The organism is Mycobacterium gordonae, from assembly GCF_002101675.1.
Lineage (GTDB): Bacteria > Actinomycetota > Actinomycetes > Mycobacteriales > Mycobacteriaceae > Mycobacterium > Mycobacterium gordonae.
Genome location: NZ_LQOY01000205.1, coordinates 42,181 through 68,871, shown reverse-complemented (window position 1 = coordinate 68,871; position 26,691 = coordinate 42,181). Strand labels below are relative to the sequence as shown.

The 26,691-nt window shown below is 67.2% G+C and carries 18 protein-coding genes, 1 tRNA gene and 1 pseudogene; 4 read left to right on the top strand and 16 right to left on the bottom strand.

Annotated elements, in window-relative coordinates:
• The coding region (locus AWC08_RS25885; protein ID WP_142283813.1) for a PE family protein at nt 1-1,184 on the bottom strand (1,184 nt) is incomplete at its 3' end.
• Between the two features lie 442 nt (nt 1,185-1,626).
• On the opposite strand from AWC08_RS25885, the gene AWC08_RS25880 reads away from it, so the two are divergent.
• Entirely contained in the window at nt 1,627-10,215 is an 8,589-nt protein-coding gene (locus AWC08_RS25880) for a PPE domain-containing protein (protein ID WP_085088408.1), read from the top strand.
• 95 nt (nt 10,216-10,310) lie between these two features.
• Entirely contained in the window at nt 10,311-11,522 is a 1,212-nt protein-coding gene (locus AWC08_RS25875; protein WP_065132516.1) for a sensor histidine kinase, read from the top strand.
• A gap of 11 nt (nt 11,523-11,533) precedes the next feature.
• On the opposite strand, the gene AWC08_RS25870 is transcribed toward AWC08_RS25875, so the two are convergent.
• The 4 genes from AWC08_RS25870 to AWC08_RS25855 form a co-directional block, all read right to left on the bottom strand.
• On the bottom strand, nt 11,534-12,178 hold the full coding sequence (locus tag AWC08_RS25870) for a response regulator (RefSeq protein ID WP_065132517.1): 645 nt from the start codon (nt 12,176-12,178) through the stop codon (nt 11,534-11,536).
• 63 nt (nt 12,179-12,241) lie between these two features.
• A complete protein-coding gene (locus AWC08_RS25865; protein ID WP_232007964.1) occupies nt 12,242-12,838 on the bottom strand; it encodes an alpha/beta hydrolase in 597 nt (198 codons plus the stop codon).
• Nucleotides 12,839-12,855: 17 nt separating this feature from the next.
• Nucleotides 12,856-13,383, bottom strand: coding sequence for a YbhB/YbcL family Raf kinase inhibitor-like protein (locus AWC08_RS25860; protein WP_065132519.1), 528 nt, complete (start codon nt 13,381-13,383; stop codon nt 12,856-12,858).
• Nucleotides 13,384-13,402: 19 nt separating this feature from the next.
• Nucleotides 13,403-14,761, bottom strand: a complete 1,359-nt coding sequence (locus AWC08_RS25855) for a M20/M25/M40 family metallo-hydrolase (RefSeq protein WP_172835075.1) — start codon at nt 14,759-14,761, stop codon at nt 13,403-13,405.
• A 116-nt stretch (nt 14,762-14,877) separates the two neighbouring features.
• Here AWC08_RS25855 and AWC08_RS25850 point away from each other — a divergent pair.
• Both AWC08_RS25850 and AWC08_RS25845 read left to right on the top strand, forming a co-directional pair.
• Nucleotides 14,878-14,963: transfer RNA gene (locus AWC08_RS25850), tRNA-Leu, on the top strand.
• A gap of 176 nt (nt 14,964-15,139) precedes the next feature.
• Nucleotides 15,140-15,832, top strand: a pseudogene (locus AWC08_RS25845) (phosphoribosyltransferase); the annotation flags it as partial.
• Between the two features lie 3 nt (nt 15,833-15,835).
• On the opposite strand, the gene AWC08_RS25840 reads toward AWC08_RS25845, so the two are convergent.
• From AWC08_RS25840 to ftsW, 11 genes are all read right to left on the bottom strand, one after another.
• A complete protein-coding gene (locus tag AWC08_RS25840) occupies nt 15,836-16,153 on the bottom strand; it encodes a hypothetical protein (protein WP_069434318.1) in 318 nt (105 codons plus the stop codon).
• Between the two features lie 96 nt (nt 16,154-16,249).
• Nucleotides 16,250-17,050, bottom strand: a complete 801-nt coding sequence (gene wag31, locus AWC08_RS25835) for a DivIVA-like cell division protein Wag31 (RefSeq protein ID WP_069434319.1) — start codon at nt 17,048-17,050, stop codon at nt 16,250-16,252.
• A gap of 257 nt (nt 17,051-17,307) precedes the next feature.
• A complete protein-coding gene (locus tag AWC08_RS25830) occupies nt 17,308-17,598 on the bottom strand; it encodes a YggT family protein (RefSeq protein WP_055579970.1) in 291 nt (96 codons plus the stop codon).
• 170 nt (nt 17,599-17,768) lie between these two features.
• A complete protein-coding gene (locus tag AWC08_RS25825) occupies nt 17,769-18,446 on the bottom strand; it encodes a cell division protein SepF (protein WP_065135858.1) in 678 nt (225 codons plus the stop codon).
• A gap of 64 nt (nt 18,447-18,510) precedes the next feature.
• Nucleotides 18,511-19,287 (bottom strand): YggS family pyridoxal phosphate enzyme, encoded by a 777-nt coding sequence (locus AWC08_RS25820; protein WP_069434320.1) that lies wholly within the window; start codon nt 19,285-19,287, stop codon nt 18,511-18,513.
• Nucleotides 19,284-20,000 (bottom strand): peptidoglycan editing factor PgeF, encoded by a 717-nt coding sequence (gene pgeF / locus AWC08_RS25815; protein WP_069434321.1) that lies wholly within the window; start codon nt 19,998-20,000, stop codon nt 19,284-19,286. Before pgeF ends, AWC08_RS25820 begins: the two co-directional genes overlap by 4 nt.
• A gap of 100 nt (nt 20,001-20,100) precedes the next feature.
• Nucleotides 20,101-21,240, bottom strand: a complete 1,140-nt coding sequence (gene ftsZ, locus AWC08_RS25810; RefSeq protein ID WP_069434328.1) for a cell division protein FtsZ — start codon at nt 21,238-21,240, stop codon at nt 20,101-20,103.
• Nucleotides 21,241-21,512: 272 nt separating this feature from the next.
• Complete coding sequence (locus tag AWC08_RS25805) at nt 21,513-22,448, bottom strand: cell division protein FtsQ/DivIB (RefSeq protein WP_142283817.1); 936 nt, start codon at nt 22,446-22,448, stop codon at nt 21,513-21,515.
• 29 nt (nt 22,449-22,477) lie between these two features.
• Nucleotides 22,478-23,938: a UDP-N-acetylmuramate--L-alanine ligase gene (gene murC / locus AWC08_RS25800; RefSeq protein WP_069434323.1), complete on the bottom strand. Its 1,461-nt coding sequence runs from the start codon at nt 23,936-23,938 to the stop codon at nt 22,478-22,480.
• Nucleotides 23,935-25,113 (bottom strand): undecaprenyldiphospho-muramoylpentapeptide beta-N-acetylglucosaminyltransferase, encoded by a 1,179-nt coding sequence (gene murG, locus AWC08_RS25795; RefSeq protein ID WP_069434324.1) that lies wholly within the window; start codon nt 25,111-25,113, stop codon nt 23,935-23,937. The genes murC and murG overlap by 4 nt, the downstream gene beginning before the upstream one ends.
• Entirely contained in the window at nt 25,110-26,687 is a 1,578-nt protein-coding gene (gene ftsW, locus AWC08_RS25790) for a putative lipid II flippase FtsW (protein ID WP_065135852.1), read from the bottom strand. The genes murG and ftsW overlap by 4 nt, the downstream gene beginning before the upstream one ends.
• Nucleotides 26,688-26,691: the final 4 nt, after the last annotated feature.

The window sequence follows — 26,691 nt, the reverse complement described above, 5'->3', positions numbered from 1 at the left end:
GGGCCGACACCCGCGGCACCCCCGAGACCCCCGGTGCCGCCCTGTCCGGCTTGCGCCCCAGCTCCGACGGCAGCCCCGCCGGCTCCACCCATGCCGCCGGCCCCGCCCGTGCCACCTTGCCCGCCGAACCCGAACAAGGCCTGACCGCCGGCCCCGCCTGCGCCCGCCGTTCCTCCGCCAGCGCCGGTGCTACCTTCCTGGCCGGCCGTGCCGGCCCCACCTGCGCCGCCGTCACCGCCGACGCCGCCGTGGCCACCGAAGCCGAACACGCCCCCGGTGCCGCCCACCCCGCCTATCCCGCCGGTCCCGCCGGTCATGCCGCTCGCGCCTGCCGCGCCGGCCCCGCCGGCACCACCGGCACCGCCGACACCGATCAGCGCTGCGGTGCCACCATCGCCGCCGGTGCCGCCCAGTGCACCGATCCCGCCGGCACCGCCGGCGCCCCCGACGCCGAACACCGCCCCGGCCCTGCCGCCGCTGCCGCCGTGACCGCCGGTACCGAACGGATCGGCGCCGCCGGCACCGCCAGGACCGCCGTTGCCGAGAAACAGGGCCGAACCACCCTGGCCGCCATACCCGCCGGCACCGCCGGTTCCGCCGGCACCGCCAGATCCGAGCAGCCAGCCACCACTGCCGCCGGTGCCACCGACTCCGCCTGCTCCGCCGGTGCCGCCGGTCCCGCCGGCGCCGATCAGCCCGGCCGAGCCGCCCGCCGCGCCGGGAGCGCCCACGTCGGTGCTGCTGCCGCCCTTGCCGCCATTTCCGATCAAGATGCCGCCGTCCTGCCCGGGCTGGCCCACCGGCCCACTCGCCCCGTCGGCGCCGTTACCGATCAACGGGCGACCCAGCAGCGCTTCGGTGGGCGAGTTGATCAGGTTGAGGACCGTTTGCAGGGGCGACGCGTTCGCAGCCTCCGCGGCGGCGTAGCTGTGGGCGCCGGAGTTCAGGGTCTGCGTGAATTGGTCGTGGTAGCCCATCAATTGGGCGCTCAGCAGTTGATACTCCCGGCCGTGCTCGGAAAACAGCGACGCCACCGCGGCGGAGACCTCATCGGCCGCCGCGGCCAACACCGACGTCGTCGGAACCGCTGCCGTCGCATTTGCCCAGCGCAGAGCCGAACCGATACCGACGACGTCAGCCGCCGCGGCCGACAATGCTTGCGGGCCAGCCAACAGATATGACATCGCTTCGATCCCCTTCGCGGTTGTGGGATTGAGTGACAGGGCCACTGCTCCAGCTATGACTCTCGCGCGCAGACGCGCCCACCACCTTCGGGTAGCAGGCGGATTCGGTGGATGAAATTTCCTCCCCCTATTGGGGGAGGATGACGCCGCATCTGACTTCGTTCGGACACCGGCAGAGAACGCGCAATGATCTGAAATTAGTTGCTAAACAATACTTTTAATGCTTCTTCCGCGAGCTGACCGACCGTCTTGGACCGTGCGGCCCAACGGCGGACAGCAGGACATGGGCGGTTTGCGAATTCCAGAGAATTCCCTTCGAATGACGATGATCCCACCCGGCGCAGCTAACCGATCACAGGCGGGACGACCTACCCGCGGGGATTACCTACGGCACCACCCCTCACTGCGGGGCCGACCGGCTGTTGGGGGTTAGGGAGATGTGATGGATTTCGCGAGACTTCCGCCGGAACACAATTCCTGGCGGGTGTTTGCCGGGCCGGGGCCGAGCCCTGTCCTGGCCGCGGCCGCGGCTTGGCAGGGCCTGGCCACGGATCTGGGTTCGTGCGCGGTCGCGTTCTCGGCGCTGACGGCCGGCCTGACTGGTTCATCGTGGCAAGGCGCGGCGTCGGTGGCGATGCTGGACGCGGTTGCGCCCTACTCGGGTTGGCTGCGTGGGGCGGCGGTCGCCGCCGAGCAGGCAGCCAGTCAGGCCCGGTTGGCAGCGGGCGCTTTCGAGGCCGCACGCGCGGCGACCGTGCACCCGGACATCATCTCCACCAACCGGGCGGCGTTCACCCGGCTCGTGGCCGCCAACCTGCTGGGGCTGAACGCGCCGGCGATAGCCGCTGTCGAAGCCGAATATGAGCAGATGTGGGCCCAGGACGTGTCCGCGCTGTTCGCCTACCACGCCGAGGCTTCGACGATCGCCGCGGCGCTGAATCCTTTCGGTTCAACGCAATTCGGCCGCGCCCAGGCTGAAGCCGACCCGCGCTTCGCCAACCTGGGCTTCGCGAACCTCGGCCACGGCAACGTCGGTCGCGCAAACATCGGCAACTTCAATATCGGATCGGCCAATATCGGCAGCGCCAACTTCGGCAGCGGAAACCTCGGTGACAGAAACCGCGGCGTGGCAAGCATCGGGGTGGACAACTTCGGTCTGGGCAACCTCGGTGACCGCAATGCCGGTCCGGGCAATGCCGGCACCGGGAACCGGGGCTTCTGGAATACCGGCAAGGCCAACCTCGGGATCGCCAACTCGGGAGACTCCAACGTCGGCATCGCGAACGCCGGCAGCAGCAATATCGGTGTCGGACTCACCGGCAGCGGCGAAATCGGTTTCGGCGCACTGAATTCCGGCAACGCCAACCTCGGCGTCCTGAACTCGGGCACCGGCAACATCGGCCTGTTCAACTCCGGCACCGGAAACATCGGCATCGGCAACTCGGGCGCCGGCAACTGGGGCATCGGGAACCCGGGCGCCGGCAACACCGGCATCGGCAACACCGGCAGCTACAACACCGGCTTCTTCAACGCGGGCAACATCAACACCGGCCTGGGTAACACCGGCGGCTACAACACCGGCTTCTTCAACGCGGGCAGCACCAACACCGGTAGCTATAACACCGGCGGCTTCAACACCGGCGGGCTGAACTCCGGCAGTTACAACACCGGGTACTACAACGCCGGGAGTGTCAACACCGGCGCCTTCAACCGGGGCAACTACAACAACGGCCTGTTCGTCACCGGTAACAACCAGGGCCAGATCAGCGCCCAGGTCGCCATCGATATTCCAACCATTCCCATCGACATCGCATCGCGTAATCCGCTCAACCAAACGATGGTGGTGGGCGGTCAGGAGTGGACCATTCCGGGCTACACCTATCCGAAGACGTACTTCCTCAACGGCGCCTTCTATCTAGGTCCCGTCGAAATCGCCACGTCTTATCTGACCGCGCCGACGGTGACCGTCGTCATCGGCAGCCCGGCGACGTCGATCGACGTCACCGTTGTCGGCGCCCTGCAGGGCGGAACCATCGAGATCCTGAATATCCCGGCGGCACCGGGTTTCGGTAACACGAGCACCACCCCGTCCTCGGGATTCTTCAACTCCGGCACCGGCCCCACCTCCGGCTTCGGCAACACCGGCACCGGCGCCTCCGGGTTCCACAACCTGTCCTCAGGAACCGTCTCGGGCTACCGCAACGCCGGAACCCTGCAATCGGGCCTGGCCAACTACGGCACCACCGTCTCGGGCTACCTCAACACCGCCACACCCACCACCATCTCCGGCTTCGCCAACACCGGCACCGACCTGGCCGGCGCACTGCGCACCAACACCGGCACCGCCTTCAACACCGGCCTAGCCAACACCGGGGTCTGGAACATCGGCTACGCCAACACCGGCTCGGGCAACCTCGGCAACGGCAACCTCGGCGACCTCAACCTCGGCAGCGGCAACACCGGCAACCACAACCTCGGCAGCGGCAACACCGGCCAGGGCAACATCGGCTTCGGCAACACCGGCCAGGGCAACATCGGCATCGGCCTCACCGGCACCGGTCACATCGGCCTCGGCGTCGGCCTCGGCGTCGGCCTCGGCCCACTGAACAACGGCACCAACAACATCGGCCTGTTCAACACCGGCAGCAACAACATCGGATTCTTCAACTCCGGCAACGGAAACTGGGGCATCGCCAACTCCGGGGACTACAACACCGGCATCGCCAACACCGGCGACACCAACACCGGCCTTTTCAACCCCGGCAACACCAACACCGGCATCGCCAACATCGGCAACAACAACACCGGCAACTACAACACCGGCAACACCAACACCGGCAGCCTCAACCCGGGCACCTACAACACCGGCCTAGCCAACACCGGCAACTACAACACCGGCCTGGCCAACACCGGCACCCTCAACACCGGCGCCTACAACACCGGAAACCAGAACAACGGACTGCTCTGGCGCGGCGACAACCAAGGCCAGCTCGGCGCCTACTACGCAATCACCGTCCCCCAGATCGCGTTGAATCTCGTCACCACGATCCCGGTCGACATCCCGGTCTCTGGCAGCTTCACGACCACCGTCTACCACGGCATCACGATCGAGGACATACCCTTCGGCACCACCGTCGCGCTCGGGCCCATCCCCGTCCTGGAGGGAACGGTCAACTCGCTCACCATTCCGCCGGTGTACGCGTCCGGCCCCACCCCAGCGATCCAGATCGGCAACGTTGACGGCTCGACGGCGATCGTCATCCCCGCCTACGCCACCCTTGGGCCCGGCGACTTCACCATCATCGACTTCGGGGGCGCTCCGGGATTCGGCAATGCCACCACCGGCCCGTCGTCGGGATTCTTCAACACAGGCACCGGCACCGCATCGGGTTTCGGCAATGTCGGCGCCGGCAGCTCCGGCTTCGGCAACCTTTCGTCGGGGACTGTGTCGGGCTACCGCAACGTCGGCTCCTACCTGTCAGGCGTGACGAACCTCGGCGGCACCGTTTCCGGCGTCTTCAACACCGGCCTGCAGACCCCGTCGAACGTCTCAGGCGTGGCCAACCTCGGAACCAACCTCGCCGGCTGGTACCGCGACAGCGTGACGGGGACGACGGCCTACAACTTCGGCCTGGCCAACATCGGCACGCTGAACGCGGGCTTCGGCAACGTCGGCGACTACAACGCCGGCGGCGGCAACCTCGGGGACCTGAACCTCGGCGGAGGCAACGTCGGCGTCTGCAACGGCGGCTTCGGCAACCTCGGCGCCCAGAATCTCGGGTCCGGGAACCTCGGGAACCACAACATCGGCCGCGCCAACGTCGGCGCCGACAACCACGGATTCGGCAATGCCGGTAACTCCAACACCGGCATCGCCAACACCGGCGACTTCAATATCGGCTTGGCCAACACCGGTAACCACAACATCGGCATCGGGCTCACCGGCAACGGCGAAGTGGGATTCGGCGCGCTGAATTCGGGCAGCGCAAACACCGGGCTGTTCAACTCCGGGACCGGCAACACCGGCTTGTTCAACTCCGGAACAGGAAACGTCGGCATCGGCAACTCCGGCACCGCCAACTGGGGATTCGGCAACAGCGGTCACCTCAACACCGGCCTGCTCAACCCCGGCAGCACCAACACCGGCCTCTTCAACTCCGGCGATGTGAACACCGGCTTCGTCAACGCGGGCGACTACAACTCCGGCAGCTTCAACGCCGGCCGCGTCAACACCCTCGGATTCAACCCGGGGTCGTACAACACCGGTCTGGCGAACACCGGCAGCTACAACACCGGCATCGCCAACTCGGGCAACGTCAACACCGGGGCGTTCATCGCCGGAAACTTCGGCAACGGGATGTTCTGGCGGGGCGATTACCAAGGGCTGATCGGTTACAGCTACACAATCTCCCTGCCCGATACCGCGATTCCGGTCAGCGCCGGCGTCTCGATCCCCATCGACATCCCGATCAGCGCGACCTTGGGCACGCTGACCGTCCAGGGCTTCACCATCCCCAAATACACCGCCGACATCAACGTCCTGAGCACCGGAGAGACACAAGCCCTCAGCGTCGGACCCATCACCCTGGGCGATATCGCGATCTCCCTGCCCGCCATCGAAATCAGCCTCGGCGGCCCGACGACGGCCCTCACCTTGAGCGGGACGGGCGCCATAGGCCCCATCACGATCCCGATCATCGACATTCCGGCAGCGCCGGGCTACGGCAACTCCACCGATGTCCCGTCGTCTGGCTTCTTCAACTCCGGCACCGGCAGCTCCTCGGGATGGGCCAACGTCGGGGCCAACAACTCAGGCTTTTTCAACACCGGCTCCGGCGGCGCCGGCGTCTCGGGTGCCAAGAATGTCGGCGACCTGCTCTCGGGTATGGCGAACCTCGGGAACACCATGTCCGGCCTGTTCAACACCAGCACGCTGGACCTGAGCACCGCAGCCCACATCTCGGGTGTAGCCAACCGAGGCAGCGACCTGGCGGGTCTGTTCGGCGACTTCGCGGTGTCCAACGTGGGCTTCGCCAACGACGGCAACCTCAACACGGGATCTGGGAACGTCGGTGACGTCAACATCGGCAGCGGGAACATCGGCAACGGCAACATTGGCGGCGCCAACATCGGCAGCGGCAACTTCGGCTTCGGAAACCACGGCGCACACAACCTCGGCGCCGCCAACCTGGGTGGGCACAACCTCGGCTTCGGCAACTTCGGCGATGGCAACCGCGGGTTCGCCAACGCCGGGGACCACAACCGCGGGTTCGCCAACACCGGCAACGCCAACATCGGTTTCGCCAACACCGGTGCGGGCAACATCGGCATCGGCCTCGGCGGCGACGGTGAAGTCGGCATCGGCGCACTGAATTCGGGCAGCGGCAATCTTGGGTTGTTCAACTCCGGCACCGGCAACATCGGCCTGTTCAACGCCGGCACCGGCAACATCGGAATCGGCAACTCGGGCACCGCGAACCGCGGCATCGAGAATTCCGGAGTCGCCAACAACGGCATCGGTAACGCCGGCAGCTCCACCGCGGGCCTATGGAATCCCGGTATGGGCGATACCGGGATCGCCAACGCGGGCGGCTACAGCACGGGCATCTTCAACACTGGCACCGCGAACACGGGCCTGGCCAACCCTGGCAGCTACAACACGGGCAGCTACAACCTCGGCAGCGCCAACACCGGCGGCTTCAACTCAGGCGACTACAACACCGGTTTCCTCAATCCCGGGAATTACAACACGGGCTTGGCGAATACGGGCAATGTGAACACCGGGGCGTTCAATGCCGGGAATTACAGCAACGGTCTGTTCTGGCGGGGCGATTACCAGGGGCTGTACGGTTTCCACGCCGGAATCCACATTCCCGAGTTCTCACCGCTGAGCCTGGACTTTGCAATACCGGTCAATATCCCCCTTAGCCTCGGTATCGCGGATATCGTCGTCAACCCGTTCACGATCAATCCGATCACCGTCAGCCTCCTGGGCTCGTCGTATCTCAGCATCACCTTCAGCACCATTTCCATCCCGGCCATCACCGCGGTCGTGCCTACTGTTACGGCGCTGATCGGCGGCCCGGACACCGTCATCCCGATCACCATCGACAGCGGCATCGGGCCGATCGACATCACGTTCGTCGATATCCCGGCGGCACCGGGTTTCGGTAACACGAGCACCACCCCGTCCTCGGGATTCTTCAACTCCGGCACCGGCCCCACCTCCGGCTTCGGCAACACCGGCACCGGCGCCTCCGGGTTCCACAACCTGTCCTCAGGAACCGTCTCGGGCTACCGCAACGCCGGAACCCTGCAATCCGGCCTGGCCAACTACGGCACCACCGTCTCGGGCTACCTCAACACCGCCACACCCACCACCATCTCCGGCTTCGCCAACACCGGCACCGACCTGGCCGGCGCACTGCGCACCAACACCGGCACCGCCTTCAACACCGGCCTAGCCAACACCGGGGTCTGGAACATCGGCTACGCCAACACCGGCTCGGGCAACCTCGGCAACGGCAACCTCGGCGACCACAACCTCGGCAGCGGCAACACCGGCAACCACAACCTCGGCTTCGGCAACACCGGCAACAACAACATCGGCTTCGGCAACACCGGCCAAGGCAACATCGGCATCGGCCTCACCGGCACCGGTCACATCGGCCTCGGCGTCGGCCTCGGCGTCGGCCTCGGCCCACTGAACAACGGCACCAACAACATCGGCCTGTTCAACACCGGCAGCAACAACATCGGATTCTTCAACTCCGGCAACGGAAACTGGGGCATCGCCAACTCCGGGGACTACAACACCGGCATCGCCAACACCGGCGACACCAACACCGGCCTGTTCAACCCCGGCAACACCAACACCGGCATCGCCAACATCGGCAACAACAACACCGGCAACTACAACACCGGCAACACCAACACCGGCAGCCTCAACCCGGGCACCTACAACACCGGCCTAGCCAACACCGGCAACTACAACACCGGCCTGGCCAACACCGGCACCCTCAACACCGGCGCCTACAACACCGGAAACCAGAACAACGGACTGCTCTGGCGCGGCGACAGCCAAGGCCAGCTCGGCGCCTACTACGCGATCACGGTGCCGGAGATCCCCGCGCATCTCACCGTCGACATTCCGCTCAACATTCCGATAACGGTCAGCCTCAACGACATTCAAGTCAATCCGGTCACCATTCCCAAGATCTCGTTCAGCGGCCTGGACGACGGTCTCGGCGGAGAAGTTGTCGGCTACATCGGACCCATCAGCGTCTACGGCGCCGAGACGGGTGACCCGATCCTGATCAGCTTCGGCGAACAGCCCGCCGTCGCAATCAACATCGGTAACCCCGACGGCTCGACGGTGATCGGGATCGACGCATCGGGCGGCGTGGGTCCCATCAGCATTCCGCTCATCAACGCCCCGGCCGCACCGGGATTCGGCAACTCGACCGCCGGCCCGTCGTCCGGCTTCTTCAACTCCGGCGCCGGGCCTGCCTCGGGCTTCGGCAATGTCGGATTCGACAGCTCCGGTTTCCGCAACCTCTCGTCGGGGGACGTTTCCGGCTACCGCAATGTCGGTGGGCTGCAATCGGGTCTGGTCAACTTCGGAGACACCGTCTCCGGCATCTTCAACACCGCGACGCCGGCCAACGTCTCCGGCGCCGTAAGCGTCGGCGCCGACCTGGCCGGCCTGTTCCGTGACGGCCCCAACGGCACCGTGTTCAACGTGGGGCTGGCGAACGGCGGCCAACTCAATGTGGGCGCAGCCAATCTCGGCGACTACAACCTTGGCTTCGCCAACGTCGGCGACCTCAACCTCGGCAACGGCAACCTCGGCAGCCACAACCTGGGCAGCGGCAATGCTGGCAGCCACAACCTGGGCAGCGGCAACATCGGCAACAACAACCTCGGGTTCGGCAACACCGGCCAGGGCAACATCGGCATCGGCCTGAGCGGCACCGGCCAATTCGGACTCGGGTCGTTGAACAACGGCACCGACAACATCGGCCTGTTCAACTCCGGCAGCAACAACGTCGGATTCTTCAACTCCGGCAGCGGAAACTGGGGCATCGCGAACACCGGCGACACCAACACGGGCCTGTTCAACAACGGAACGGCCAACACCGGCATCGCCAACATCGGCAACTACAACACCGGCAGCTACAACACCGGTTCCACCAATACCGGCAGCTTCAACCCGGGCAGCTACAACACCGGGCTGCTCAACCCCGGGAGCTTCAACACGGGACTGTTCAATACCGGCACCTCCAACACCGGCCTGGCCAACGCGGGCAACGTCGACACCGGCGCCTTCATCACCGGCAGCTACAGCAACGGCCTGTTCTGGCGAGGCGACTATCAGGGCCTCGGCGCCGTGGGGTATTCAACGACCATTCCCGAAATCCCCTGGCACTACGACGTGAACGCGCCCATCGAGGTACCGGTCACCGGCCAGATCAACGCGATCACCCTGGACGAGTTCAACATCTCCGACGTTCCGATCAAGGTGCAGCTGCAGCAAACGGTCTGTTACCCGTGGTATGAGTACCCGTTCTACCGGTGCACCACCGTGACGACCACGGTGTACAACGACAGCATCGGCGGCTGGACCATCAGTGCCACCACCCTGGTTTCGGAAACGTCGATCGACCAGATCCTGGGCCAGACAATCGATCTGCCAGGCAGCGGCACCGTGGGCCCGTACACCTTCGGCTTCGAACATCAGCAGAACCCGGGATTCTTCAACTCCTCGACCGACCCGTCGTCCGGCTTCTTCAACTCCGGCGGCGGGGGCGCATCGGGGTTCCTCAATTCTGCCGATGGCGAAGTATCGGGCCTGTTCAACGCGTTCGTCGACACCTCGGGATTCCGCAACCAGGGAGCACCGGGAAACTCCGGCTACCTCAACGACGGCCAATGGGCATCGGGCCTGGCCAATGTCGGCACCACGCTTTCGGGCGTCGCGAATGCCGGCACCAACCTCTCCGGGTTCTTCAACAACGTCATGTCGCGGTGACGACGCCGACCGCAGACGGTTTCCTACTCAACTGAATTGGGGCTGAGCCGTTGTACATTCGCAAGAACAACATGCGCGGCTACGGTAGGTGACTGATGAGCAGCACAGATATCGAGCAGGTCCTGCGACGACAACGGTTGCGCTCATTGCAGGGCGGATCGCTGCTTCGCGTCGGCGTCCTGGTCATCATGATCGTCGCCATGCTGATCGCCGACGATCCCGCTCGGCTGCCGGCGAAAGCGGTATTGCTGGGGATCTACGCTCTGGTGACGCTGGCCGCGCTGCTGATCGCCTTCACCGGCGGCAATCAGTTCGGCGACGACACCGCGCTGATGGTGCTCGGACTGTCCGACGTCGCAGCGGTTTTCGGGTTCAAACTGCTGTCGCCGGGCGGCTATATACCGCTGCTGGTGATGGCGCTGCTGCCGCGACTGGTGGCCGGCGAGTTATCGCTGCGCCGCGCCGGTGCGGTACTGGCCACCAGCCTCGCGGTGTTCGCCGCGTCCCTGCTGCAGGACCCCGTCATCATGCCCCGGGTCGGCGCCTGGGAGGTGATCCTGATCGTCATGATGTACGGGTTCGTCTGCGCCACAGCGTTTTTGATGGTCGTCTTCCGATTACGCAACGTCGACGAGATGGCCACGCTGACGGCCTCGCGGGAAGAGCTGTTGGCCCAGACGATGACGGCCTCGCAGGCCGAGCGGCGACAGATATCGGAGTTCATCCACGACGGACCGCTGCAGGACGTGCTGGCCGCCCGCCGTGATCTGGCCAGCTTCCTCAAGGCATCCCCGGATGCGCCATTGGAACAGGCGCTGACCAGCCTGCGGGACGCATCACACCTACTGCGCGAGGCCACTTTTGAATTGCACCCGGCGCTACTCGAGCAAGTCGGACTGGCCGCGGCCGTGGACAAGTTGGTGTCGGTTGCCGCGGAACGCTCCGGCATCGCGATCTCGACCGACATCGACTACCCCGGCCCGAACGCCATCGACCCGATCCTCTTCGGGGTCATCCGGGAACTGGTCTCCAACGTGGCCCGCCATTCGCAGGCCCGTTCGGCGACGGTGACAGTGGCAGTGGACCGCGGGGTTGCGCGAGTCGATGTGATCGACGACGGGATCGGAATAACCGACGACATGGCGGCCCGCCGTTTCGCGGAGGGACACATCGGTCTTGCTTCACACCGGGCCCGCGTTCAAGCCGCCGGTGGCGCGTTGACCGTCATCGACGAACCCACCGGGGCGCATGTGCGGGTGCAACTGCCACTGCGGGCCAGTGTGGCACCGCAGCGGGTCTACGCCTGACCCGGCCGGCCCTACTCCAGCAAGCGGCGCCGCATCGCCTCGGCGACGGCCGCGCCGCGATCGGAGACGCCGAGCTTTTCATAAAGCGTCTGCACATGTGTCTTAATTGTGCTGCGCGCCAAGTGAAGTCGTGCGGCGATCTGCGGAACCGAGAGCCCTTCGGCCATCATCGTGATCACCTGGGTCTCGCGCTCGGTCAGGGAGGTTGTCGCCCCTCTGCCGCGCCGTCTGACTTCGCCGGCCAAACCTCCGGCCACGCCCGCCGGCAAATACGACTCCCCGGCGGCGCACCGCAGAACGGCGTTCACGATTTCGTCGGCGTCGGATTCCTTTGTGAGAAAACCCGATGCCCCCTCGGCCAGGGCCTTGAACACGACCGGGCTGTCATCGAAAGCGGTCAGCAGCACCACACTGGTAGGCAAGCCGTCGCGGACGATCGCGTGCGTCACCTCGAGGCCGTCCAGCCCCGGCATCTTGTAGTCGAGAAGCGCGACCGCAGGCCGGAACTTCTTGATGGCCTCCAAAGCCGCACGCCCCTCGGCCACCTGGGCGACGACATCGACCCGGCCGCTGCCCTTGAGGGCTCGAACGACGCCTTCTCGCATCACCGGGTGATCGTCGGCCACCACAACGGTGACGCGGTCGGTACTGGCCATCGGCTCTCCCAGCGTTCTCGGCGAAGCTCCTCGGTCCCGGCCGCGGCGCGGACGGGCGCCTCCTCATTGTTGCTGCCAGGATTGCCCGTGGCGATGATTTGCGGCTACGGACTCGGCAACGAAATCGGCCGTGCGGCCATGCCATTGACGCCAGTGACGGACCATGGCGTGTCCGGCTCCGGCGATACCGACCCACTGAGCGTCCAGGCCACGCCGGCCGGCCCGCTGTGTCTGAACATAGGAAGTGCGGGGGTCGGTCCTGGTGTCGGCGGTGCCGTGCAACACCAGGAGCCGGGTGCCGACCGGGATCAGGTCACCCTTGTCCCCGGCCCACCACGGCGCCAGCGCTACCACAGCCGCGATGCCACCCTGGGCGGCCAACTGCGCCGCCACCCGTCCACCCATCGAATGACCGACCAGCACAACACTTTCCGGCTGCCACCGGCTGTGGCACCTACGCAGCACCGCCTCGGCGTCGAGCACCGGATCGCGTTGCGGGCTATTCCACCCCCGCAGCCGGTACCGAACGCGCCGCACAACGACATCGGAACCGAGCCGGCGCCGCAGAGCACGTGCGACGAACACCATCCGCAGGTTCGCCGGTTGCCACCAGCGCGACGGCTCGGCACTGCGCACCTTGCCGCCGGGCAAGACGAGCACGCAGGCGCGCACCTCAGTTATGTCTGCTCGTAAGTTCCGTGAATGACCGCGCGGGCGATCGCGTGCTGGAACAGGTTGAAGCCCAGGTAGGCCGGCGTGGCGTCCTCGGGCAGATCCAGTTTGTCGACATCGACCGCGTGCACGGCCACGTAGTAGCGGTGCGGACCGTGACCCGGGGGCGGCGCGGCACCGATGTAGCGACGCTGCCCGGCGTCGTTGGCCAGCGTCAGCGCACCGCCCGGCAATTGGCTGCCATCACCCGCGCCGGCGGGCAACTCGGTGACGTCGACCGGCAGGTTGGCCACCGCCCAGTGCCAGAACCCGGACGCCGTCGGGGCGTCAGGGTCGTAGACCGTGACCGCGAAGCTGCGGGTCTCGGCAGGAAATCCCGACCAGCTCAGCTGTGGGCTGACGTCCTCGCCCCCGGCTCCCATGATCCCGCTCACCTGCGGATTGGACAGGGGCTGACCGTCGGTGATCGACTCCGAGGTCAGGGTGAACGTCGGCAGGTCGGGCAGCGCGTCGTAGGGATTGGGCACTGTCATAGTGAGTCCTCTCGTGTCATCAGCAGTGGGTGAGAAAGTGCGCCAGCACTTCGGTGCCGAACCGCAGCGCGTCGATGGGTACCCGCTCGTCTACGCCATGGAACAGCGACGTGAAATCAAGATCCGGCGGCAGCCGCAGCGGGCTGAAGCCGAAGCAGCGAATTCCCAAGCGCATGAACGCTTTTGCATCCGTACCGCCGGACAGCATGTAGGGCACCGTGCGGGCTCCCGGGTCCAGCGCCAGCACCGCGGCGTTCATCGCGTCCACCAGATCGCCGTCGAAGGAGGTCTCATACGAGCTCAGGCTCCGGATCCACTCCTTGGTCACGTCCGGCCCCAGCAGCGCGTCCACCTCGGCTTCGAACGCCGCCAGACGCCCTGGCAGCACGCGGCAGTCGATCACCGCTTCGGCGGTCGCCGGCACCACGTTGGCCTTGTAACCGGCCTTGAGCATGGTCGGGTTCGCGGTGTCGTGCAGCACGGCCTTGAGCATCCGCGCCATCGGGCCGAGCTTGTCGATCATCCCGTCGAGGTCGGGTGAGTTGACGTCGAAGGCCAGGCCGGTCTCCTCGCTCACCGCTTCGAGGAACTGGGCGACCGTGTCGGTGACCACCAGCGGGAACTGATGACGGCCGAGCCGGGCCACGGCTTCGGCAACCGCGGTGACCGCGTTGTTGTCGTGCACCATCGACCCGTGCCCGGCCCGTCCGCGGGCGGTCAGCCGCATCCACTGGATGCCCTTCTCCGCGGTCTCGATCAGGTACAGCCGGCGCTCTCCGCCGTCGTGGCGCGGCACTGTCAGGGAGAAGCCCCCGACTTCACCGATCGCTTCGGTGACGCCGTCGAACAGATCCGGCCGGTTGTCGACCAGCCATTGCGCTCCGTACTTGCCACCGTGCTCCTCATCGGCGACGAACGCGAACACCAGGTCCCGGGGCGGCACGATGCCGGCACGCTTGAAATGCCGAGCCAGCACCAGCGTCATGCCGACCATGTCCTTCATGTCGACCGCGCCGCGGCCCCAGACGTAGCCGTCCTCGATCGCACCGGAGAACGGGTGCACGCTCCAATCGGCCGGCTCCGCCGGCACCACGTCCAGGTGCCCGTGGATCATCAGGGCGCCGCGGGTACGGTCGGCGCCGGGCAGGCGGGCGAACACGTTGCCCCGGCCTGGTGCCCCGGATTCGACATATTCGGTCTCGTAACCGACCTCGGCGAGCTGTTCGGCGATCCAGTGGGCGCACTCGGCCTCGCCCTTGGTGGTCTCGAGTTCACCGGTGTTACTGGTGTCGAACCGGATCAGCGCGCTGACGGTTTCGGCCACCTCATCGGCTGGATCTGAGGGGTTACTCGGGTCAGCCGCCGTCGCTCGGGTCACAGTCACCTTTCCTACCACTGCTCTGCGAGCGGACGCGACTCGCTGTCGGCCGAGGCCGATTGGGCCGACGTGAATCGATCCGATAGCCTTAGCTGCCAACTCATGTGGTTGGTCGGGTCCGAGTGGCGGAATGGCAGACGCGCTAGCTTGAGGTGCTAGTGCCCTACTAATGGGCGTGGGGGTTCAAGTCCCCCCTCGGACACCCAGGTGACACGGCGCTTCGCCGAGGCTGCGCGAGCGGCGTTCAGGCTGCGCACAGGGCGGCCTTTCCCGGGTGTTGACAACCCTCACCGCAGGCTCGATGTGGCGCCGCTGAGGGCTCGATGTGCAATGCGCGGGGTCGTAGGCTGAATGAGGCCTGCAGTCGGGAGTGTGATCATGACCCCAGTCAGGGGCTTTCTCCGTCGGATGCCCACCCGTAGGTACCGCGACCGCCGCGAAGCGGGCCGCGTGCTGGCGGCCGAGCTCGCGTCTTACCGAGGCAGACCTGGTCTGCTCGTGCTCGGTCTGGCCCGCGGCGGCGTGCCCGTCGCCTGGGAGGTCGCCGCGGCGCTGGGCGCCGATCTGGACGTTTTCGTCGTCCGGAAGCTCGGTGTCCCGCGCTGGCCGGAACTGGCAATGGGCGCGCTGGCCAGCGGCGGGCGGGTGGTGATGAACGACGACGTGGTGTCCAGCCTGCACATCGACGAAGAACAGGTGCGCAGGGTCATCGAGAGCGAGACCACCGAACTGCGCCGCCGTGAACACGCCTACCGCGGCGATCGCGCGGAAGCCGACCCGCGGGGCCGCACCGTTTTACTGGTCGACGACGGCATCGCCACCGGGGCGAGCATGCTGGCCGCGGTGCGGGCGGTGCGTGCCGCCGGAGCGCAGTCGGTGGTGGTCGGAGTGCCGGTAGGGCCCCGCTCAGCCTGTCGCCAACTCGCCGCGGAAGCCGACGACGTGGTGTGCGCCACGATGCCGGTCGACTTCGACGCCGTCGGGCAGGTCTATGCGGATTTTCGTCAGGTCACCGACGACGAGGTGCGGGCACTGCTGGCCACACGGACCGGGGAGGTCCCGCCGGGCTGACAGTTACTTCTTGGAACTTTCGTCGACCGCCGGTTCTTCGGCAACCTGGGCGGGCTCGGCAGTTGAGTCGTCAGCCTCGCCGGCCTCTTCCGGGTAGTCGACTGCGTCGAGCGGTTCGCCGTCGTCCTCCGCCTGCGCGTCCTCTTCCGTGGGCGCCGCGTCGCGCTGCTGGCGCTCCCGTACCCCGTCGACGATCAGCAGAATGACCCCCAGCACGCTGGCACCGATACACACCCACGCCACCAGCTCGTTGCTCGTCACCACCGCGAATACCAGGGCGACAAGCCCGATCAGGGCTAATACGAGCGCAATGATCAACATTGGTCATCCTCCGGCCGGCGCGGTGCGACTGCCCAACCTACCAGCACCGAAGGCGCCGAAGGGGCAGCCCGCGCGTGTACCAGCCCCCGCAGTGCGTCAGTTGCCGCGATTGAACTGGTCGAAACCGCCCGCATCGGCGCTGGAGTCGACGGGCGCCGCGGACCCACGCTGGCCCAGCTCTTCCAGCTGTGATTCCAGGTAGGTCTTGAGCCGGGTCCGGTACTCGCGTTCGAAGGTCCGCAGCTGCTCGAGGCGGCCTTCCAGCACCGTGCGCTGCTGGTTGATGGTCCCCATGATCTCGGAGTGCTTCCGCTCGGCGTCAGCCTGCAGCGCGTCGGCCTTCTCCTGGGCCTGGCGCAGTTGGGTCTCCGAACGCGACGTGGCGTCGGCCAGCATCGCGTCCGCCCGCTGCCGAGCCTCCGACACCGTGGTCTCGGCAGTATGACGCGCCTCACTGAGGATCTGGTCGGCATTCGTCCGGGCGTCGGACAGCATCTTGTCCGCCTCGGCCTTGGCCGTGCTGGTCAACCGGTCAGCCGTGTCCTGGGCCAGGCTGAGCACCCGGGCGGCCTTCATCGCCTGTTCCTCGTTGCTGGCCGACGGCGCCGCAGCCGGGGCCGCCACCGGCGCGGGCTTGACCGGCTCCGGCTCGGGCTCGAACGTCGGAATCGGCTGGGCAACGGTAGGCGCGGCGGCTCCCCCACCGCCGCCGGCGGCCAGTTCCTGATCCAGCTCGGCGATCCGCTGACGCAGATCAGAGTTCTCCTCGATCAGCCGGGTCAGCTCGTTTTCCACCAGGTCCAGGAAGGCGTCGACCTCATCTTCGTTGTACCCGCGTTTGCCGATAGGCGGCTTACTGAACGCCACATTGTGGACGTCGGCAGGTGTAAGCGGCATTCTTTGTCCCCTCAAGTTCCTGGACGGTCAAGCGATCTGGAGAGTCTAAAACGGTGCGGTAGCCGTCTGGCAACTGCCGCCCATCCTGTCACACCAGACTCGGCGGTCGCCGATTGGACTAATAAATAAGGAGCAATTTCAATCTCTAAGGCAAATAAATCACATTTCTTAGAAGAGAAAAATCACGCGCATCACACTTGTCGCCGAATCGTGGCCGAACCGTCTCCTAGCTACATCCGGTCCGTGGCAAGCGGCCGCTACGCCGCAGCGCTGAACGCCAACTGCATCCCGATGAACGCCACGAGCAACAACACCAAGATCGACAGGTCCAAACGGACGGCGCCGATGGTGATCTGCGGGATCAGCCTGCGCAGCAACTTCACCGGTGGGTCAGTGACGGACATGATGATCTCCAGGATCACCACGGTCACCCCCGTCGGCCGCCAGTCCCGACTGAACGAGCGGATCCACTCGATGACGACCCGCGCGATGAGCAGCAGCCAGAACGTGAACAGCGCAAAACCGAGGATCTGAAAGAACAGCACCAACGAGAGCCCGACCTTAACGATGAGGATGAGAGGAATGTCCGTCGCCGCCGCGGCGGCAACAGTAAGCCTACCGACCCTGCCGCGCCGCTCACATCTCAAGGGGACGGCCGGCATGCGTACGGCCCGGTCGGCCAACGTGTGACCTACCGGGCCGCGCCGCGGAATTTCGCCTATTGGTAAGCGTAGAAACCGGTTTCGGCGATCCGGCGGCGCTCCTCCGGAGACACGTCGACGTCGGCCGGCGACAGCAGGAACACCTTGGTCGCCACCTTGTCGAACGACCCGCGCAGCGCGAAAGCCAGGCCGGCGGCGAAGTCGACCAGTCGCTTGGCGTCGGCGTTGTCCATCGACACCAGATCCATGATGACCGGGGTGCCATCACGGAACCGCTCACCGATGGTGCGCGCCTCGCTGTAGTCCTTGGGCCGCAGCGTGGTGATCTTCGACAGCGGGTGGCCGTCTTCGAACATCATCGCCATCCGGCGCGGGTCCATCGCCAGCGCACCGCGGGTGGAACCCCGCAGCCACGACCCCAGGCGCGGCCGCGCCATGTCGGGCCGGTCGAACTCGCGCGGCTGGAAGCGCGGCTCCTCGGGGTACCCGCCCCGGTAGCTGCTCGGCGGCGGGTAGTCGGCGGGCTCCCCGCGCAACTCGCCGCGCAGGTCGCCGCGCGGGTCGCGGCGCGGCTCGTCGTATTCCCGATCGCGCCCGTCGTAACGGCCGTAATCGTCTTCGAATCGCGGCCGTGAATAACCGCGGGACGGCGTGCGGTCGTCGTAATACTCGTCCTCGTAATCCTCCATCGGAGCCATACCGAAGTAGGCCTTGACCTTGTGCAGAGTGCTCATCGTGCGACCCCTTCTAGCCTGGGATATATGTTGTTTGTGATGAAGGTGTGACTCGAGTGACTATTCACGGTGACCGTAACCGCCGTTGACCCAATAGCGCGGTACCGACACGCACACACGTCGATCCATGTTTGACGGCGATCTCGAGGTCGCCCGACATCCCGGCCGACAATCCCACTGCCTGTGGGAAGGCCCGGCGTACCCGGCAGTGCTCAGATTGCAGCCGGTCAAAGGCCTGTTCGGGCTCCCAATCGAGCGGCGGAACGCCCATCAACCCGACCAGTTCCAGGCTCGCGGCGCCCTGTACCTGTTCGCAGACCCGGTCCACCGCGCCGGACTCGCCGATGTCGACGCCGCCGCGCGACGCGTCGCCGTCCAGACTGACCTGGACATAGACCCGCAGCGGCGTGCTGCGGCGGTGCTCGGACAGAGCGCCGGCTACCGCCCGCTCCAGCGCGGTCACCAGCTGCTCGCTGTCCACCGAGTGGGCGGTGTGCGCCCAGCGGGCCAGCGACTTGGCCTTTTTGCGCTGGATCTGGCCCACCATGTGCCACTGCAAATTCCGAGATCCACCCTCTGGGGAGGCAGCCAGCAACCGCGCCACCTCGGCCACCTTCGCCGAGGCCTCCTGCTCCCGCGACTCGCCGACCGCCCGGCATCCCAGGCGGGAAAGCACGGCCACGTCGGTGGCCGGGAAGAATTTGGTAATCGGCAGCAATTCGATTTCACCGACGTTGCGGCCGGCCGCCTCCGCTGCCGCCGCGAGCCGGGAACGCACCGAGGCCAGTGCGCGGGTCAGTTCCGATTGACGCTCGCCCTGTGCTGCGGCCTCGGCCGTCATCCTGCTGGCTCCATCCACACCAGGGACGCCAGCCGGCCGGTCGGCGCGTTGCGCCGATGACTGAACAGCGCCGGGTCGGCGGCGGTGCAGCGCGGATCGACCTCGATGGATGTGACGCCCAGTCGACGAAGCTGGCCGGCGATTCCGACCCGCAGGTCCAGACCCGCGGTCCCGGCGGGGGTCGTGGTGCGGCTGCCGGGCAGTGCGGCTTCGACCTCGGCGGCCATCGCCTCGGGCACCTCGTAATTGCGACCGCTGACCGCTGGGCCCAACAGTGCCGAGATATCGCCGACTTGGGCGCCCAGTTCCTGCATCGCCTCGACCGTCCGCGCCACCACCCCGTGTTGGGCTCCGACGCGGCCGGCGTGAACGGCACCGACGACACCGGCCCGCGCGTCCGCGAGCAGCACCGGCACACAGTCGGCCGTCACCACGACCAAGGCCAAACGAGCTGTCACCGTGACCATTCCGTCGGTCTCGTGCAGAGCCTGGCCCTGCGGTCCGTCCACCACCTCGACGCGGGTTCCGTGCACCTGGTTCATCCACACGACTCGGTCACCGGGCAAACCGATGGCTTTGGCCAGCCGGGACCGGTTGGCCCGCACGGCAGCCGGGTCGTCACCGACGTGGTCGCCGAGGTTGAAGGTGTCGAACGGCGGTTTCGACACGCCGCCCGCCCGGGTGGTGGTCACCCGGCGGATCCGAACGCTCACATCCCCAGTATCTGGATTCCGTTGCCTGTCAGGCTGCATCGACGTCGGGCGACCGGGTTTCGAGGCCGGTTTGTCGCGCGGTGGCAAGCAAATTGAGACCTCAGCGGCGCATGAAGGGCGGCACATCGACGTCGTCGTCGTCACCGCCGATGCTCAGGGTCGCACCGTTGGTGTGCAGCGGGACGCTGACGGCGTCGACCGGTTCGAACAGGGTCGAGGTGAGCTTGCCGGCCTTGGCCGTCTCGATGCGATGAGCGCCGCCGGACTCGTTGCCGCTGACGGCTTTCCGGCCGGGGCCGGCGTCGAAGCCCGCCGCGATCACCGTGACGCGCACCTCGTCGCCGAGTGAGTCGTCGATGACCGTACCGAAGATGATGTTGGCGTCCTGGTGGGCGGCGTCCTGCACCAGCGAGGCGGCCTCGTTGATCTCGAACAGGCCCAGGTCACTGCCGCCGGCGATGGACATCAGCACGCCTTGGGCGCCTTCCATCGAGGCTTCCAGCAGCGGAGAGTTGATGGCGATCTCGGCGGCCTTGAGCGAGCGCCCCTCCCCGCGGGCTGAGCCGATGCCCATCAGCGCGGTGCCGGCGCCGGACATGATGCCCTTGACGTCGGCAAAGTCGACGTTGATCAGACCCGGGGTGGTGATCAGGTCAGTGATGCCCTGGACCCCGTTGAGCAGCACCTCGTCAGCGCTGCGGAAGGCGTCCATCAGCGACACCGCGGCGTCGCCCATCTGCAGCAGGCGGTCGTTGGGGATCACGATGAGGGTGTCGCAGCTCTCCCGCAGCGCCGAGATGCCGTTCTCGGCCTGGTTGCTGCGCCGCTTGCCCTCGAACGAGAACGGCCGGGTCACGACGCCGACCGTCAGGGCGCCGAGTTTGCGTGCGATGCTGGCGACGACGGGTGCGCCACCGGTACCGGTGCCACCGCCCTCCCCGGCGGTGACGAACACCATGTCGGCGCCGCGCAGCAACTCCTCGATCTCCTCCTTGGCGTCCTCGGCGGCCTTCTTGCCGACCTCCGGGTCGGCGCCGGCGCCGAGGCCGCGGGTGGAGTCGCGACCGACGTCGAGCTTGACGTCGGCATCGCTCATCAGCAACGCCTGCGCGTCGGTATTGATGGCGATGAACTCCACACCTTTGAGACCTTGCTCGATCATTCGGTTGACGGCATTGACGCCGCCACCACCGATGCCCACGACCTTGATGACGGCCAGGTAGTTGTGTGGGGGGGTCATCATTCGTCTTCCTCCCTGATGGGCTTTCAGTTCCCCTGGTAATGCGTGGGTATGTCTGCGGTGTGTCTCCTTGCAAAACTCTCAACCTCAACCATAGAGTTAGAGTTATGTCAAGTAGTTCCGCGTAACCAGAACCGTATGGGTACGACGGGCATCAGCCGTGCAGGCGCGCCGACGCGCGGCGCGCATTTTTGCGCGAACAGACGCAACGGCGCCGTATCTGGGCTCGGAATGGGCGCTTTTGCGTCTGGCCGCGCAAGCGGGAGGTCGCGCTACTTGACCGTCGGTAGGTCCGGGCTGGACACGTCGTAGGTGCGCCCGGGCTGGGTCAACAACGCCGCCAGCTTCTCGGCTTTCTCAGCCGCGCGATCGGTGGTTCCCCAGATCACCACCCGACCGTCGGTCAGCGTGAGGGTTATCGAGGACACCGACGGCGCCGCGATCCGCCCCACCTCCCCGGCGACCTCAGGCCGCAGCGTGCTCAACACCTTCAGCGCGGCCAGCGTGGCCGGATCGGTGGGCCCGGGATTGTCCACGTCGATGTAGGGCACCGTCGGCGGTGGCTGATCGGTCGCGAAGTCGACGCCGTCGCGGTCAAAAAGGTGCGGCCCGTCCGGAAAATCCTTCACTACCACCGGGATTCGCTCAACGATCGTGATGCGCAGCGCCGACGGGTACTGTCGCTGCACCCGCGCGCTGGCCACCCGGCGGATCGCGGCGACCCGGTCGGCGACCTGGTTGGTGTCAATCTGCAGCAGCGGCGTCCCGATCCGCACCTGCGCCGCGTCGAGCACTTCTTCGCGGGTCACGACGCCCGTGCCGGTCACCACGATGTTGCGCGCCGACATCGCCGGCGTGAAGTAGAGGATCAGCCCGAGCCCAACCCCGATGACCACCAGCAGTACCGTCGCCAGCAGCATCTTCAGACCGCGAACGACACCGCGCGCAACTGGTTTTGGTTCCGGCAGCACCGTTCCCTTGGCGCGCCGCTTGGCCTCGCGGCGGGCTTCCTCGATGGCAGTGGCGCGGGCTTGGGCGGCGCGGCGCTCCGCGCGTTCCCGGCGGGCACGCCGGCGCGGACCCTCGAAATCCTCTTCCTCCGAGGATTCTTGGGATTGCGGGGAGTCCGGGGCTGGTGCGGCGCCGGTGGAGATCGGTTCGGTCGTCTCGTCGCCAGGCTCGGCAGAGCCGGGAGCCTCGCCCGCCAGGTCGGTGGGTCCACCTTCCTCGGGTTCGCTCACTGCGGCACTCCCCGACCCGGTGCGCTGCGGTTGGCCCGCATCCGCAGCGCGGCGACAATCTCGGGGCCGAGCATCGTCACGTCGCCCGCACCCATGGTGACGACGACATCGCCCGGTGCGGCGGCGTCGGCCACCTCCTCGGCCACCGCCGAGAAGTCCGGCAGATAGCGGACCGGAACGCTCACATGCTCGGCCACGGTCGCTCCGCTGATCCCGGCCAGCGGTTGCTCGCGCGCGCCGTAGACGTCCAGCACGAACACCTCGTCGGCCGCATCCAGTGCGTGCCCGAATTCCTGCGCGAAAGCCTTTGTCCGAGAATACAAATGAGGTTGAAAGACGACAAGTGAACGGCCGCCGCCGCTCTGCTTGACAACGGAACGGACCGCCGCCAGGGTGGCGCCGATCTCGGTGGGGTGATGGGCGTAGTCGTCGAACACCCGCACCGAGTAGGCGGTGCCGACCAGTTCGAAGCGCCGCCGCACGCCTTCGAAGGCGGCCAGCCCGTCAAGCACCTCCTCGACGGGCGCGCCGATCTCGGTCGCCGCCAGCAGCGCGGCCAGCGCATTGAGCGCCATGTGGCGTCCGGGCACCGACAGCCGCATCACCCGCTGCTGCGGCTCGCCCGCCAGCTGGATGTGGGCGACGGCCTCGGTCCCGTGTTGTTCCCAGGACACCAGGCGGGCAGCCAGCGGTCCCACCGAATCGTCGGACCCGTAGCGCAACACCCGGATGCCCAGCTCGGACGTACGCTGCGCCAGTCCCGCCGCGCCCGGGTCGTCGGCGCACACCACCAGCGCACCGCCGGGGGCGAGCCGCTCGACGAAGGAGTCGAACACCCCGACGTAGGCGTCGGTGCTGCCGTAGAAATCCAGGTGGTCGGACTCGATGTTGGTGACCACGGCGACGTCGGGCGTGTATTCGAGCAGCGTGCCGTCGCTCTCGTCGGCTTCGGCGACGAAGAGGTCGCCGCTGCCGTGATGCGCATTGGTGCCCGCCTCGCCCAGCTCCCCGCCGACCGCGAACGACGGGTCGCGACCGCAGTGCTGCAGCGCGACGATCAGCATCGAGGTCGTCGTCGTCTTGCCGTGCGTGCCGGTGACCATCAAGGTGGTGCGCCCGGCCATCAGCTTGGCCAGCACCACCGGTCGCAACACCACCGGGATGCCGCGGCGCCGGGCCTCGACCAGCTCGGGATTCGTTTTGGGGATGGCGGCGTGGGTGGTGATGACGGCGGTGACGCCGCCGGGCAGCAGATCCAGCGACGACGCGTCGTGGCCGATGCGGATCAGCGCGCCGCGCGCCTGCAGCGCATGCACGCCGCGCGACTCTTTGGCGTCCGAGCCCGACACCATCCCGCCGCGATCCAGCAGGATGCGGGCGATGCCGGACATGCCGGCGCCGCCGATGCCGACCATGTGCACGCGCTGCAGTTCCGGCGGCAGCTGTTCGGCGGTCACCGCCGTGCCCCCCGCATCTGCCGGGCGACGTCCAGCGCCGCCTGCGCCACCTGTTGCGCGGCGTCGCGGTGCCCGACCAGGGCGGCCGCGGACGTCATCGCCGCCAGCCGCGTCGGGTCGTTGAGCAGCCCTGATACTTCGCGCGCCACCAGTTCCGGCGTCAACGCCGCGTCGGCGACGATTATGCCGCCTCCGGCGTTGACCACCGGCAGCGCGTTGAGCCGCTGTTCACCGTTGCCGATCGGCAGCGGCACGTAGATGGCGGGCAACCCGACGGCAGAGACCTCGGCCACCGTCATCGCCCCGGACCGGCAGATCACCATGTCGGCGGCCGAATAAGCCAAATCCATCCGGTCCAGGTAGGGCACCGCAACATAGGGCGGGTCGCCGGGATCGGGGGTGCGCAGTTCAAGCGTGTTCTTGGGGCCGTGCGCGTGCAGCACGGACACGCCGGCGGCGGCCAGATCGGCGGCCGCGCCGGACACGGCGCGGTTCAGCGAGACCGCGCCCTGCGAACCGCCGAATACCAGCAGGACACGCGCATCGTCGGCGAAGCCGAAGTGGGCCCGAGCCTGCGCCCGCAGGGCGGGGCGGTCCAGCGTGGTGATCGTCGCGCGTACCGGCACGCCGACCACCTCGGCGCGCCGCAGGCCCGAATTGGGCACCGCGGACAGGATCCGGTCGGCGGTGCGGGCGCCCACCCGGTTGGCCAGTCCGGCCCGGGCGTTGGCCTCGTGGATGACGACCGGGATCCGCCGGCGTCCTGGCCTGCCGCGCGATGCCAGATAGGCCGGCAGCGCCACGTAACCGCCGAAACCGATGACGACGTCGGCGGCGACGTTGTCGAGCACCGCCCGGGTTTCCCGGACGGCGCGCCAGACCCGGGGTGGCAGCCGAGCGAGGTCGCCGCTGGGCTTGCGCGGCAGCGGCACGGGTGTGATCAACTCCAGCCGGTAGCCGCGCTCGGGTACCAGGCGGGTCTCCAAGCCGCGCGCGGTGCCCAGCGCGGTGATTCTGATGCCGGGGTCCAGCGCGGTCAGCGCGTCCGCGACGGCCATCGCGGGCTCAACGTGACCGGCGGTCCCGCCGCCGGCGAGCACGACCGAGAACGCACCACCGGCGGGCAGGGGGCTGTCCCCTGGCCCGCCGGCCGGCTCTGTGACCTTGTCGTTCACCCGTAACGCTGACCTTCCAATGCTCCTACGCGCCGTGGCTGACGCCGGCCCGCGTGTTGCTGGCCAGATCTATGATGCCTTTCCCGCCCCCGGCCGCTTCCCGCAGACCGCCGACTCGTGCGCGGCTGCGCTTTCGGCGGTGGGCTCGCGACCCGCCGGACCGGCTCCCGCGGCGGTTTGCGGGCCGGTTGCGGACGCTTGCGCTCGCGAAACGACTCGATGCGGCTGGGCACGTACGGCTCCGGCAGCGGCAGCCGCAGCAGCCGGTTGACCTTGTCGTCGCGGCCGGCGCGCAGCGCGGCCACCGCTTCGGGTTCGTGCCGGGCCGCATTCGCCATGATGCCGACCATGAAAAGCGTTGCCGCCGTTGACGTTCCCCCAGCCGAGATCAGGGGCAGCTGCAGACCGGTGACGGGTAGCAGACCGATCACATAGCCGATGTTGATGAAGGCCTGCCCGAGCACCCACAACGTCGTGGTGGCGGTGAGCAGGCGCAGGAATGGATCGGCAGACCGGCGCGCGATGCGCATGCCGGTGTAGGCGAACAATCCGAACAGCCCCAGCAGGCCGACCGCACCGATCAGGCCCAGCTCCTCGCCGATGATCGCGAAGATGAAGTCGTTGTGGGCGTTGGGCAGATAGTTCCACTTGGCCACGCCCTGGCCCAGGCCGTCGCCGAAGATACCGCCGTGCGCCAGTGCGTATTTGGCCTGTCGCGCTTGATAACCGGTGTCCATCGGGTCGTCTTCGGGATCCAGCCAGGACCGCACCCGGTCCGAGCGATAGCCGGCCGACATGGCCAACACCGCGCCGGCGGCGAAGACCGCGCCAAGCGAACTCACGAACACCCGCAGCGGCAGCCCGGCGTACCAGAGCAGCCCGAGCAAGATGATGCCGAGTGACACTGTCTGCCCGAGATCGGGCTGGGCCACGATCAGGCCCAACGCGATCAGCGCGGCCGGCACCAGCGGAATCAGCATTTCGCGCAACGAGGCGCGCTCCAGGCGCCGGGCCGCCAGCAGGTGCGCGCCCCAGATGGCGAAGGCGATCTTGGCGAGTTCGGAAGGCTGCATGGATAAACCCGCGATGACGAACCACTTGCGGGATCCGTTGGCGAGGTTGCCGATGCCGGGGATGAGCACCAGGACCAGCAGGATGATGGTGACCGCGTAGCTGGTGAAGGCCACGCGCCGGATGAACCGCACCGACATCCGCAGCCCCGCGTAGCAGGCCACGAGTCCGACGATCGTCCACAGCACCTGCTTGCCGAAGATGATCCAGGCCGACCCGTCGTTGCCGTAGGAGTGCACGCCCGACGCCGACAGCACCATGATCAGACCCAGCGACGTCAGTAGCGCCGTCACGGCGATGATCAGGTGAAACGACGTCATGGGCCGGCCCAGCCAGGCACCGAATGCGGTGCGCGGCCCGCTGTGCTCGGTCTTGGGTGCGGCGGTCTTCTCCTCGGCCGCAGCCGCCTGCTCGGACTGGTCTGTCGCCTCGTCCTGCGCCTGCGCGGCGCCGGACGTCTCCCCCTTGCCCCGGCGGAACAGCCGGGTCACCGCGATACCCACACCG